Annotated in this window: 9 protein-coding genes; 5 read left to right on the top strand and 4 right to left on the bottom strand. The window is 53.4% G+C overall.

Annotation, left to right across the window (positions count from 1 at the left end; all coding sequences use genetic code 11):
• Positions 1-450: 450 nt before the first annotated feature.
• From DPRO_RS06885 to DPRO_RS06865, 5 genes are all read left to right on the top strand, one after another.
• Positions 451-1,026 carry a pentapeptide repeat-containing protein gene (locus tag DPRO_RS06885; RefSeq protein ID WP_097011382.1) on the top strand — a complete coding sequence of 192 codons (576 nt, stop codon included), beginning with the start codon at positions 451-453 and terminating at the stop codon, positions 1,024-1,026.
• Between the two features lie 292 nt (positions 1,027-1,318).
• Complete coding sequence (locus DPRO_RS06880; protein WP_097011381.1) at positions 1,319-3,466, top strand: methyl-accepting chemotaxis protein; 2,148 nt, start codon at positions 1,319-1,321, stop codon at positions 3,464-3,466.
• A 246-nt stretch (positions 3,467-3,712) separates the two neighbouring features.
• Positions 3,713-4,366 (top strand): hypothetical protein, encoded by a 654-nt coding sequence (locus DPRO_RS06875; RefSeq protein WP_097011380.1) that lies wholly within the window; start codon positions 3,713-3,715, stop codon positions 4,364-4,366.
• Positions 4,367-4,461: 95 nt separating this feature from the next.
• The gene (locus tag DPRO_RS06870) at positions 4,462-4,797 is read left to right on the top strand and encodes a zinc ribbon domain-containing protein YjdM (protein WP_097011379.1); all 336 of its coding nucleotides are present in this window, start codon (positions 4,462-4,464) and stop codon (positions 4,795-4,797) included.
• Between the two features lie 100 nt (positions 4,798-4,897).
• Positions 4,898-5,290, top strand: coding sequence for a hypothetical protein (locus tag DPRO_RS06865; RefSeq protein WP_097011378.1), 393 nt, complete (start codon positions 4,898-4,900; stop codon positions 5,288-5,290).
• Positions 5,291-5,409: 119 nt separating this feature from the next.
• Here DPRO_RS06865 and DPRO_RS06860 read toward each other — a convergent pair whose 3' ends face one another.
• The 4 genes from DPRO_RS06860 to DPRO_RS06845 form a co-directional block, all read right to left on the bottom strand.
• Complete coding sequence (locus tag DPRO_RS06860; protein ID WP_097011377.1) at positions 5,410-7,092, bottom strand: L-lactate permease; 1,683 nt, start codon at positions 7,090-7,092, stop codon at positions 5,410-5,412.
• Between the two features lie 465 nt (positions 7,093-7,557).
• Positions 7,558-8,964, bottom strand: coding sequence for a sigma-54-dependent transcriptional regulator (locus DPRO_RS06855; RefSeq protein WP_097011376.1), 1,407 nt, complete (start codon positions 8,962-8,964; stop codon positions 7,558-7,560).
• A complete protein-coding gene (locus DPRO_RS06850) occupies positions 8,949-11,585 on the bottom strand; it encodes a hybrid sensor histidine kinase/response regulator (protein ID WP_097011375.1) in 2,637 nt (878 codons plus the stop codon). The genes DPRO_RS06855 and DPRO_RS06850 overlap by 16 nt, the downstream gene beginning before the upstream one ends.
• A gap of 166 nt (positions 11,586-11,751) precedes the next feature.
• Complete coding sequence (locus tag DPRO_RS06845; RefSeq protein ID WP_097011374.1) at positions 11,752-13,356, bottom strand: methyl-accepting chemotaxis protein; 1,605 nt, start codon at positions 13,354-13,356, stop codon at positions 11,752-11,754.

Below are 13,356 nucleotides of genomic sequence, written 5' to 3'. Positions count from 1 at the left end.
TTGATCGTATGAGCGAGATACAGTTCTGTTTTTTACTTTGCAAGATGGCGGTACCTTTGTTTTGAGAAGGTGTTCGAAGTCAAATAAGGAGTGGTGTTCGCTGAACCAGTGCCCTCCTTTGAAAAGGTCCCCTTATTGGAGAAATATCACTATGATTTTGTAGAGATGTGCCACTCAGTTACTATAGTGAACCGGATATGTGAATAATAATATGCTTTATTTGGTTTCAGCCTCTGCAAAGTGCAGTTCAACCGGCAGGAGAGTGCGGGCGGCCAGGACAAGTTGTCGAGACTATCCTTGGCGTTTGCGGGTTTGAGTAGAGTCGCAGGATTGAATTGAGCAGGGCTTCCTATGAAAAGTGCGGTTTTACTGGAATCCTTGGTTGATTGCTTTTATGGTCGTCCCGTTTTGGTGGTGCATTGTGGGTATTAATCAAAATAGTGAGGAAGCATGATTTGGGAAGCGGGTGATGTGTGTGAGGGGGCTGTGTATGACCAGCTTGTTTGCGATGAGGATATAGAAGAAGTATCCTTCACCCTGTGTGTTTTCCGAAATTGCAGTTTCCAATCCTGCCGATTTGTCGACTGTGTCTTTGATGATTGCGAATTCATTCAGTGCAATCTGTCTTTGGTTGAATTCCTTCGCCCGATTTTATCCGATGTGCGTTTTGTGGACTCCAAAATGGTTGGCCTTGATTGGAGTCGTATCCTTGGCTTTGTGGCGGCAACTGTCGAGGGGTGCATCATGCGAGACAACGTGTTCATGAATATGAACCTCACTAAAAAGCAATTCACCTCCTGCGACCTGTCAGGGTCCACGTTCTCCAATACCAAATTGAATCACACCGTTTTTGATGATTGCGACCTTTCGCAATGTCAGTTCCATCAAACGGACTTACGATTCGCCAACTTTGCCACTTCCCGAAATTACTTCATCAAGGCAGAGTCCAACCGCCTCGGGAAAACCGTCTTTTCCTTGCCTGAAGCAACATCCCTGCTCGCCAACCTTGATATCGTACTGGAATGAATCCCCGGATTTCCCTGTGATCATGCAGTGAATCATCTGCTTCACATATAAGAACGATATTCTTCTGCCCTGTATTGCAGACCTTCCACAGCCAGCAGATTGTTGGCTGTGCATAAAACGACAATCAGTGCTCAATAAACTCTTGATATAATTCTATATATCTGTTCTGGTTTTGCTTGTCACACTTTTGTGATAAGAATTGCGCCTTGGTCTTGACCGGGTTGGCGCAACTCACTGAAAGGCCAATTGTTATTGCGAAAAAAACTAATGGGGGTTGGTTTTGTTTAAGAATATGAGCATGCGGAATAAGATTCTTATTCCGATCTGTACGGCGGTGGTGATTGTCTTTGTAGCAACTATGACGATTACCGGCATGCGCATGATCGAAACGTTCAAACTGGACGCCGAGAAACTGGCTACGGCTGAGGCTCGGGAATACGGCATGCAGATCGGTGTATCCGTAGATAAGGCGATGGAGAGTGCGCGAACTCTGGCATCCTTGATGGGTGGCGCCAAGGAGGTCTCCGGCTTCTTTGCGCGTGATCAGGCCACAAGCATGATGAAGGCGATTATCCGCAACAGCCCGCATCTGGACGGCATCTGGATGGTCTGGAAAAAGAATGGGTTCGAAGGAGTGGATGGAGCGTTTGCCGACGAACCCATGCACGACGAAACAGGCCGGTTCATTCCCCGCTGGTTTCGCAAGGATGGCGAAATAGTGGGAGAGGCCGTCAAAGGTTATGCGGAAGAAGGCGAAGCAGGTGATTTCTACCGTGTGCCTTTTGAAACCCAGCAAAACTACCTTACAGCGCCTACAAAGGTGAACTGGAATGGCAGGGACCTCATGAGGGTCAGTGTCAGCGTGCCGCTCATTGGAAAGAATGAGGTATTCGGCGTTGCCGGGGCCGATATCATTTTGGATGGCATGCAGGATATCGTCAGCGATGCTTCGTTGTTTGGTTCCGGGTACGGGTTTGTGATCAGTGATCAGGGGAAAATGATCGCTCATCCCAAGTCTGAAATTATCGGTGATGATGTTTTCAATTTTTTTGATGGGGCCATGGAAGAGAAACTGGCTGAAGCCATTAAGCAAGGTTCGGATTTACAGTTTCGCTCCACCTCGGCAGTCACCGGTAAGGATACATTCTATATTTTTGTTCCGTTTGAGTTGGCCGGAACCGGCGTGAAGTGGATGTTCGGCGTCAACGTCCCCATGGACAGCGTGACGCAGGAAGCCCGTGCCATCATGTTTATCAATGCAGCCATGGGAACGGTTGCACTGATCATCATCGGCCTGATTATCTTCTTTGTGGCTGGCAATATCGTTCGTCCGTTGAAGCGGATTGTTGCTTCGGCCGAAGCCGTGGCAGAGGGCGACCTGCAAACGGATGTCGACATCCACCAGAAGGACGAAATTGGTCTCTTGGCCGATGGTTTGCGCAAGATGATCGCCAACCTTGTGGAGATGATCGAAACCGCCGAGCAAAAGACCCGAGAAGCAGGAGAGCAGGCCGAAGCCGCAAAGATTGCGACCCAGGAAGCCGAGGAAGCCAAGAACGCTGCAGAATCCGCCAAGCGTGATGGTATGCTGCAGGCAGCCGAGGCCCTTGAGGGAATCGTCAATCGGATTACGTCGTCTTCCGATGCGCTTTCCAGTCAGGTCCACAGTGCAAGTGAAGGCGCTGGCTCTCAGAGCGAGATGGCTTCGGAAGTTGCCACGGCCATGGAGCAGATGAATGTTTCGGTGCTGGAAGTGGCGAGAAATGCATCGTTGGCTGCGGAAAGAGCAGAAGGCGCCCGCGAGCAGGCCAGACAGGGATCCGAGGTGGTCTCTTCGCTGGTTGAAGCCATCAATGAAGTGAATACCCGGACCGATGAAGTGAAGGGACTGCTTGCAGGGCTTGGCCAGAAAGCCGATGGCATTGGCAAGATCATGGAAGTGATCAATGACATTGCCGACCAGACCAACCTGTTGGCGCTCAATGCAGCCATCGAGGCAGCCCGCGCCGGTGACGCCGGACGTGGATTCGCCGTTGTTGCCGACGAGGTTCGCAAACTGGCTGAAAAGACCATCGATGCCACCAAGGACGTCGAAGAGTACGTGGGCATGATCCAGAATGGGACCCGCAACAGCATAGACAGCATGGATCTGGCGGCTGATGCGGTGACTCGAAGCTCTTCTCTGGCAGAGGATGCCGGTGAATCTCTGGATGAGATTGTATCCATCGTGCATACCACTGCGGATCGCGTCAGCATCATTGCCACCGCTTCCGAGGAGCAGTCCTCGGTCAGCGAGCAGATCAGCCGTTCCGTGGATGAAGTCAACCGTATCTCCAATGAAACCGCAAACATCATGGCCGACTCCAGTCAGGCCATCAACGAGCTGGCGGGCATGACTACAGAGCTGGACGGTCTTATTACCAAGCTCAAGCAGGCATAGTCGTTAGTCGAAGTAGAGCGGTGCACCTGTCACCGCAACGAGTGTGAATAACAAGGACACCGGCCTGATGGCTGGTGTCCTTTTTCTGTTTGATATTTCGCTCATTCATCATGCCGTGATCTCGAATGGCAAATGCTAGCAGCCTGTCCTGAATTGAAGATTGCCAGTCAATCGTAAATAGCATATTGGAAAACCGTTTTATTCGTGTTGACGGGGGAGTACTTTGAATCTGATTTGGAGAAGAAAATGACAGAAGAGCAATTGGTTCACCGTATTATTGATTTGTATGAGGAAGCACGCAGCCCACACTATGCGAGCAAAAGGATTGTCAGGGGTACAAGCAGTTGTATATCCAGCGCCACTGAAGATTTGTTTGCCGACTACTTTGCCGACAAATTCAAGGATGTGGAAATATATGTGAACCAGTGCTTCACACAAGGGCGGAAGAGGGGTCAGCCTGATATCGCGCTAGTCAAGGATGATGTGGTTTTTTCCATCATAGAGATAAAGCAGGACATTGGCTGGAATCGTAACCAGGATGAGGGTGTTGCCAAGAATCGTGATCTGGTTTTGGGGTTGCGCGGTCAACAGAGGAATCTCCCCAACAAGTATTCCAAAGAGGAAAACAAAAAGGTCACCTTTGTCGATGACCTGATGCGTAATGTTATTCTGGTTTCGGATGGCAATATGTCGGCAAACAGGCTCCAGCAGAATCAAAGGGTTTTCAAGAGCTTGAGGGATACTCACCGTTTTCTGTTTTTGACAACAGGTAAACCCCATCCCAATGCATATGAGATGTCGTGCGATGAACGAAAATCCGCGATTACTATCAACCATGCTGGTATGGAATCGATCGTGGAAGCGATCAGGAAGGATATGGTACAGGCGTTTGCCGGTTAACGGCCATAAATGAATAACCACTTGATCAATGCGGCATTTTGGTGGAGTCTCCTGCTCTGCATAATCAATTCCTATAAACCACAGGTTGGAGAGTTATGGAAAACTTGCCGAATTGCCCGGAGTGTGGCTCCGAGTACGTATATTCTGACGGCAGCATTCTGATTTGTCCCGAGTGCAGCCATGAGTTTCAGGCAGAGGACACGGCTGAAAAAGTCTACAAGGACGTCAATGGCAATGTTCTTGTGGATGGTGATACTGTCATCGTCATGCAGGACCTCAAGGTCAAGGGCGCATCCCAGGCCATCAAGAAAGGAACCAAGGTCAAGAACATCCGTCTGGTCGAACCAGAAGACGGAATTCATGATATTGCCTGCAAGATCCCGGGTTTTGGCTCCATGATGCTCAAGACTTCTGTCGTCAAGAAAGGCTAATTATACCAGTTCCCGAAGAGTAGCCTCTTCGGGAACTGTTTCATATCTGCATCGGCAGGCATCCCTGCCCGAAGTCAGCCCGATACAAGGAATACGATCAATGGAACTCAATGATTTTGTCGCGCAGTGGACCGAAGATCCGGCCCAGGTGAAAGATGTGTTCGTGGAACTCAAGGCATTGCTTGAAACCATGGATGACACGCAAATACAGTTCAATGCCCGTCCCGGCATCACCTACTCCATGCGTGGTATGAAGGCATCGGAAACCAAGCGCCCGCTGTTTGTCATGGTGGATGTCATTGATGACGATCCGTCTGATCGCTGGCTGTCGGTGTGTTTTTACGGTGACCTGATCACTGATCCCGAGGAGTTGGGCGACATTGTTCCCGGCGGCCTGCTGGGTGAAGACGGTCATTGTTTTGATGTGGAAGAGCCGGAAATCAAGGACTACGTCATTGCACGAGTCAAGGAAGCCCGCGCTTCTCTCGGATAATGGAAGTACATAGTCTGCAGCCGTAGTTGATGCGGACAGAACAGATGTAAAAGAAAACCCCCTGACCATTTGATGGTCAGGGGGTTTTCTTTGGTGAATCCCTTGCGGGACTCGTTCAGCTAGAGGATGACGAAAATGAGCAGTGCGCCTGCCAGACCAACGGTGGCACCGTATGCCAGCAGCGGCGGGAAGGTGCGCCTGAGGATCATCCCTTCCATCCCGATGAGGCCGACTGTGGCGGACGCGGCCACGATGTTGTGCACGCAGATCATGTTGCCCATGGCGCCGCCGACCGCCTGGAGGGCGACGATGACTTCGGGGTTCATGTGGATGGTGGAGGCCACGCCGTACTGGAATTCCGCAAACAGGAGGTTTGAGACCGTTGCGGACCCGGTGATGAAGGAGCCGAGCGCGCCGACAAAAGCGGCGAAGGCGGGCCACACATCACCCACCATGGCTGCCGAGGCATCGGCCATGGTCAGGGGCATGGAGAGGTACTGCTGAGGGTTGTTGCCGGACTGCTTGAAGATTTCAACCATGGCAACGGCAAAAAACATCGCAATGGTCGGATTCTTCAGCGCCTTGAATGCATCGCCCCACGCCTTGGTGACCTTGCCGACTTCCATGCGGTGCAGGAAAGCGGTCAGGATGGCGACCAGCGTGAAGGGAATGATACCCGGCAGGTAGAGGGGCTTCATGGTGAAATTAACGGTGTCATACCCGAGAATGCTGTTCCAGCTGAATGCCACTGAGTTGAGCATCTCTTTGAAGGGCAGTGAGCTGAGGCGAGTGAGAACCAGCAATCCGGCAATCAGGAAGTAAGGCAGCCATGCCTGAAACTGGCTCATGTGTTGTTTGAGGTCAGACGTGCCGGAGGGGATGGAACCAACCCAGTCGGCGCTCCACTGATCTCTGTCGGCAAAGTCCCAGTCTTCCTTGGGCAGCAGGAATCCGCGCTGTGCAGCGAAGATGATGATGGCCAGTCCGGCCAGTCCGCCTAGCAGGGCCGGGAATTCTTCACCAAAGGCAAAGGCTGTGGCTGCGTAAGGCACGAAGAAGACGGTGGAAGCGAAGAAGGAAAACTTCCAGACGCCCAGGCCTTCACGCCATGATTTGTTTTTGCCGAACACGCCGGTCAGGAAACAGACCGTGAGCAGCGGCAGCATGTAGATCATGACCGCATGGAGCAGGGTGGACCATTGCGCGATGTGCTGAAGGAAGATGTCGAAACCGGCGGTGCCGAGTCCGCTGACGCCTTCAATGGTATCCTGATTCACTTGCTGGCGCAGGTTTTTCAGCCCAAACCAGACAGGTGTTCCAACAGCACCGAAGGTGACCGGGAAGCTGTTGAGAACCAGACAGACGACCACAGCGGCCATGGCCGGGAATCCCAGTCCGAGCAGCAGCGGCGCGGCAATGGCCGCAGGCGTGCCGAATCCGGCCGATCCTTCAATGAAGGCGCCGAACATGAAGGCAATGATAATGGTCTGAATCCGGCGGTCTGCCGAAATGCCGTAGAAACCGGCGCTGATGGTCTCCATGGCCCCGGATTCACGAAGGGTGTAGAGAATGAGGATAGCGCCGAAAACGATGATCAGAACGTTGATGGCGCTGCCAAAGCCGCTGAGTGTGGAGGCGGCGATGAGCATGGGGTCCATTTTCCAGACCGCTGCCGCCAGACAGGCGGCCACGAGCCAGGTCAGTGGCATCGCTTTGGTGGCGGGCCACCGCATGCCGACCATAAGAACAAGAACGAGCACTATAGGCGCCAGCGCCAGAAGTGCGAGTGCAAAGATGGACATAGAGTCTCCAGTGCTGGTGTTTATGTAATAGCGTATCGGGCTTCCGTACCGGACGTTCGCAACCCAACCGACACGCCATTATTGGCTGATCGGAGTGGCGTCCCGTGGACAAGGAGGTGAGCACGGGACGCCACCCGTCGCCTCCCGTATGAAGTTTGCGGGCTTCGTGGAGAGGCGCTCTGAGGTCCGACGTGCTATTACCAAGTATCGTGCCAAATTAATCTGCTTTAATTTCAAGCATTTAACTTGAATAAGAGGTGTCTGTTATTACAGACAGACGATTTCTTTTCTGGAAAATCAGAAAAATGTCGCCCTGTGTTTAAGTGTCTAAAATTATGCACTTTATCTGATTTGAGGCAGCACTGTTGCGCCGGTGGATAGAAAAAGAAAAGACTGACTTGTTGTAAAAAGTCAGTCTTTATTATGTATTAGGTGTGTTTTTTGATTTTTCAGAAAAATCAGGAATCACTTGAGGGATATCCCTGCCTTCTTGAGTAGTGAATAAAGGTGCGACTGGGAACAGCCGGATATTTCAACCATTAACTTCATGTTGCCGTCGGCGTGTGTGCACAGCTCCTCAAGATAATGGCGTTCCATTTCCTGCTTGTAATCCTTGAGGGTGGTGTGGTTCTGGACAGCGCTCATGCCCGAGGTCAGTGGAGCGGATTCAGTCGATTCCTGCGTCGGTGCGCTGCTTTCCACCTGTGCACGGGTAGCAGCCACACGCATACGGGCCGGGAGGTGGCGCGGAATGATCTGCGACATACCTTCGGCCTTGAAGAACGCGGTTTCCATGGCCGCGAAGAGCTCACGGATATTCCCGGGCCAGTTATAGGCGGAGAGCGCCTCGAATGTCTCGGGCGCAAGCGTTATGGTGCGCTCATATTCGCGATTGAGCTGGTTGATGCGAAACAGGGCCAGCAGCCGGATGTCGCCGTCCCTTTCCCGCAATGGGGGCAACTGGATATGGATGGTCTTGAGGCGGTAGAGCAAGTCCTTGCGGAAACGTTCCTGTTCCACATCCTCATCGAGGTTGCGGTTGGTGGCTGCAATGAGGCGGAAATCGCTCTCGATCTCTCGCGTTTCACCAACCGGACGAAATCGTCGTTCCTGAAGCACGCGCAAAAAAGTTTTCTGGATCGGCAGGTCCATGTCGCCCACTTCATCAAGAAACAGGGTCCCCTTGTCGGCCACGCGGACAAGGCCCTTGCGATCCTGATCTGCTCCGGTAAAGGTGCCGCGCTTGTGCCCGAACAGCGTGCTTTCCACCAGCCCCTTGTTCAGGGATGCACAGTCCACGGGAACGAAATTACCGTGCTTGCGTTTGCTGTTGGCATGAATGGTTTGGGCTACCAGTTCCTTTCCGGTGCCGGTTTCCCCGGTGATCAACACGTTGGTCGCCGAACGGGCCGCCAAGCCGATCTGCTCGTAGCAGATTTCCATCTTGGGACTCAGGCCCACAATGCGGCTGAGGTCCAGACTCTCTGCGGGCGGCGCCTGGGTTTTCCGGTCATGATATTTCAGGGCACGCTCGACGCAGAGCATGGTCTGTTTGACCGAAGATGGCTTGAGCAGATAGTCCCACGCACCGCCTTGAATGGCGAGTTCCGCTCCGTCAGGGTCGCCGTTGCCGGTCAGGATGACCACTTCGGGCCTGCACGGTTGCTCCAGCACCTTGGGCAGTGCCTCCAGCCCGTTGCCGTCAGGCAGGCGCACATCAAGAAAGACCAGTGAATACTGATTGGTAGACAACAGCTCCCGTGCCGCCGCAAGGGTGTGCGCGCCATCAGCATGATGGCCCATGCGCTCCATGATACGGATCAGGGTCTGGTTGAGCCGGGTGTCGTCGTCTATGATCAGTATATTTGCCATTCTTGTGCTTCTTCCTTCACGCTGGTCTGGCCTAACGTTTCGCGGATGGCCGCTGCCAGCGAGGAGCCCGTATACGGTTTCACCACGATTTGCGCAATCCCGCGCTCACCTTGGGCCGCAGAGAGGGCATCCCTCCCGCCGGATACCAGAATCACCGGCCACTGCGGGTGTAGCTGGTGCAACGTACGACTCAGCTCCACACCGTTGTGGCCTGGCATATCAAAGTCGGTGACGACGATATCAAACACCGCACCCCCCATGACCAGATCAAGGGCTTCCTGCCCACCTGCCGCCGTTGTCACCGTATATCCCATGCGGCGCAATGAGCGGGGGATGAGATTCAATTGCTCGGGATCGTCTTCCACGAACAGGATATGTTCAATGCCGTTGGTATCTGCCAAAGCTCTCCCAATTTCTTCTCCCTGACCGGCAGGGAAGGGAAGGTGGATTTCGAAGATCGTTTCCCCCGGTTGGCTGGACAGGGAGATGTCGCCTCCATGAACCTGCACGATGCCATGTACGATGGCCAGCCCGAGGCCGGTTCCTTCCTGCTTGTCCTTGGTGGTGAAGAAGGGGTCGAAGATACGCTCCATTACTGTGTCGGGAATGCCGGGACCAGTATCATGCACCCGCAACCAGAGAGACCTGTCCGCACCCTCCGGAGCAACTACGTCCATTGATACGTGGAGTTCGCCGCCCTGGGCGCGCATGGCGTGGATACTGTTGGTACACAGGTTCATGAGGATTTGCTGCAAATGGGCTGGATCGGCCATGCCGGTGCCGAGGTCTGCAGGGATGGTCACATGCAACTGGATATTGTCGGGCAGCATGTGGCTGATCAGGTCCAGTGCTTCGTTCACCGGAGCGGACGGGGCCACAAGCACGGTGCCTTCATTGGAAGGGCGGGCATAGGTCAGAATTTGCCCGACCAGTCGACTGCCATGCTCTGCGGCGGCCTTGGCACGATGTACGTCTTCGGCAACAGGGCCGTTGGCGTCCATGAGCGCCAGCTCTGTGGAGTTGATGATCGTTGTCAGCAGGTTGTTGAAATCGTGCGCAATCCCGCCGACGAACGTGCCGATGGCCTCAAGTTTCTGGGACTGCATGAGTTGGCGCTCCAGTTGAACGCGGGCCGTGATGTCTTCGGCTGTCGTGAGAATGCCGGTGACTTGCCCGTTGTCATCGTGGAGGGGTACCTTGTTGATTTCGAAAATGACATCCTGCTCGCTCGGCCCGTCATGGTCGATGATTTCGTGGAGTACAGGTGCGTTGCTTTCAATGACCTTCTGGTCCAGCCGTTCGCCCTCGCGTGAAATGGACTCCCCCTTGAGCAGATCGCGGTTGCTCTTGCCCTGGACCGACTCGGCATCCGACAGATTGAAGAAATCCGCGAATCGACGGTTGGCACCGACGAATCGGCTGTTCAGATCTTTCCAGTAGATGAGCTGCGGCATGGTGTCGATGATCGATCTGAGCATCTTGCGCGACAGGGCCAGCTCCTGTTCTGCACGAATGGCGCGGGTTCGGCTGGCAACCAGGAAGACCGTGAATGCGGTCAGCAGGAAAAGCAGAGCCAGTGCGGTCCAGACAACACCTTTTTCAAAGCGATAGGTGGGTTCCGGCTGATTGATGAATACGGCGTTTTCCGGCAGCGAAGCATGGGTGAGCTCGAAGCGTTCAAGTACCTTCCAGTCAAAGGTGATCGGGGATTCTTCGTCAGCCGTGGTGAGCAGGTTGGGAACAGGTTTACCATCCAGTATGTCGAGGACCATCCCAGCTGTCGCCTTGCCATGGGTTCTTCCGTCCAGCAGTCGTCCGCCCACTATGCCGTGTCCCAGCAGGAAGCTCCACGCTCCGTAAATGGGGACATTGGCATTGGCGTACAGGGCTTCAACCACATCGGCGGCAGAAAGATACTTACCCCCTCGCTCGATATAAAAGGGGACAAAGAAGAGAAAGCTGTCTTCGGGCATGGATCGGCTTTTCTCCAACAGTTCGTCCAGCGGCAGATTTTCCCAAAAATCAAACGACAAGCGGTGATCAAAGTCAGGCATGGCTTTTTTGATCTGAGCGACAATGGCGCTGGAACTGAGAGAAGAGTCGCTGACTACCACAACCCGTTTCTTCTCGGGATTGATAGTCAGGGCAAGGTCCAGATTATAGCTGATGTCGAGTTCTTCCACGACCCCAGTAAAGAGGTCATGGGCGGCCAGTTGTTGCGGGTCGAAATCGTTGACACCGCAGAAAATGACCGGAACCGACGGAAACAACCGGTCATGGTGAGCCAGCATGAACTGGAATGCGTCGTTGTCGGAGCAGATGATGGCATCAAACTTGGTGGAGCGGAATTTACTCTCGAACAGCTGCCTCAGAATCTCTCTGTTTTCGGGCTCGGGATGCTTTTTGGCATCCATATATTCGACTTGCAGATCCACAACATACTGGCTGTCACGAAATGCTGAACGAATCCCTTCCAGTATGTGATCAGACCACGCATACCCATTCTGATAGGAGTTGAGGTAGAGCACCTGCGTGCGGCCATCCTCTGCCAGCACGGGGGCTGAGCAGACCAAAATCCACAACAGGACGCAGGGGAGAAGGTGTGTTGTTTTCCATGTCATGGTGAAAGCATAGCCTGACTCGCCCGGATGCCCAAGGGTAAATCCATTGGATGGGTTTTGTATTGTAGTATGCTGTAATTATGGTTCTTATTAAAGATAGGAGGTCGAAGCATCAAAAAAAATCTGCTCCGACCTCCATTGCCACGCTCCACCTCTGCTGCGAGGGTTACTTATCTGCAAGCTCGTTATCACATAGCTCGCCTATTGCGAGCACGGGCTCGCCATCAACATCGAAGAAGTCTGTTGCGTCGGTTAGCTCCTTGGCCTTGGATGTCAGCGATTGCGTTGTGGAGGCAATCTCCTCGGCTGCCGTTGCATTGCGATGAATGACTTCACCAAGATTCTGTATGGATTCATTGACCTGACGGGCATTGGAATCCTGAGCAGAGCTTGCCTCGGCAATTTCTTCGATCAACTCTGCTGTACGCTGAATTTCCGGGACGAGTCTTGCCAGTTGATTACCGGCTCTGTCTGCAACCTCTCCGCTTGACTCGGAGATGTTAATGATCTCAAGGGCGGCGTTTCCGCTTCGTTCGGCCAGCTTGCGTACCTCGGATGCCACAACCGCGAACCCCTTGCCGTGTTCACCGGCGCGGGCCGCTTCAATGGCGGCATTGAGTGCGAGAAGGTTGGTTTGTCTTGCAATTTCTTCGATGACCTGAACGCGCCCGGCGATTTCCTTGAGCGCACTGAGTCCGGCTCGGACCGCTTCGCCGCTCTCTTCGGCGTTTTTGGCGGCCTGAACGGCTATTTCTCTGGTGGATTCCAGATTCTTGGCATTGCTCCTGATGCTGTCGGCGATACTTTCCATGCTGGCAGAGACTTCTTCGACCTGCGCAGCCTGGAATGCAGCACCATCAGCTACGTTATCGGCAGCTTCCGATAACTCGCTACTGCTGGAGTGGACGGCTTCCGCAGCCTGCGAAACGGTTCTGATGACCGACGACAGGCTGCTGATCATGATGTTCAATGCCTTGCCAACCTTACCTATTTCATCATTGGAAGGCTTGGGGATTCCGCCGGAAAAACGTCCCTGTGACATGGACTCGGTGAGTGTGGTGATTTTCAGGAGGGGCAGGACAACCGTTGATCGCATGATCCAGGTCACCAATCCGGCGATGATTGCCAGAATCAGTGCTGTCCACAACGAAACGGATATGGCGGCGTTCATGGTTTCCTTCTTGGCCGCATCCAACGAGCTGATAATCTCGAAGGCGCCGTGAATTTCACCGACTTTCCAGCCTTCCTTGGTCCCGCCGGTCACATCCTTTTCTCCTGCGGGATCACCGTGACAGTACAGACACTCCTTGGTCAGCCGAATGGCTTTGAAATAGCGAATGTTATTTTCACCGTAGATGGTAATTTCATCCTTGTTGGTCTCTTTCATCTCGGCGAGGACCTTCCCTTCCAGGGGAGTGGGGGTGTTGTCCGGGTTACGTGGTGAAACCTTGGGGACACGGAATGAGTACCCTGCCTTGTCCGCGTTCTGCATGGCCATGCGAATGGCTACGATGACCGGAACGGCATCAAGAATCTTGTCCTCGGGAATTTCCTCCAGAGGGCGAATGACACCGGAATCGAGCTTGGCGCTCATTTCTTCCCGTGCCGCTTCCGCCATGAGCACGATGGCCCTGCTTTGCTTGAGTATGATTTCTTCCGCTTTCTTGTCGATAGTCATGATTTCCATCGTCCCCATGATCAAGGCGATCAGGAGGGGGCCGGCAAGAGCTGTCATGATGGTCTTCATTTTCACGCTAGTATTGTTCAGCAT

The organism is Pseudodesulfovibrio profundus (assembly GCF_900217235.1).
GTDB lineage: Bacteria > Desulfobacterota > Desulfovibrionia > Desulfovibrionales > Desulfovibrionaceae > Pseudodesulfovibrio > Pseudodesulfovibrio profundus.
The sequence above is the reverse complement of the archived record's forward strand: the minus strand, read 5'-3'. Positions and strand labels throughout refer to the sequence as shown.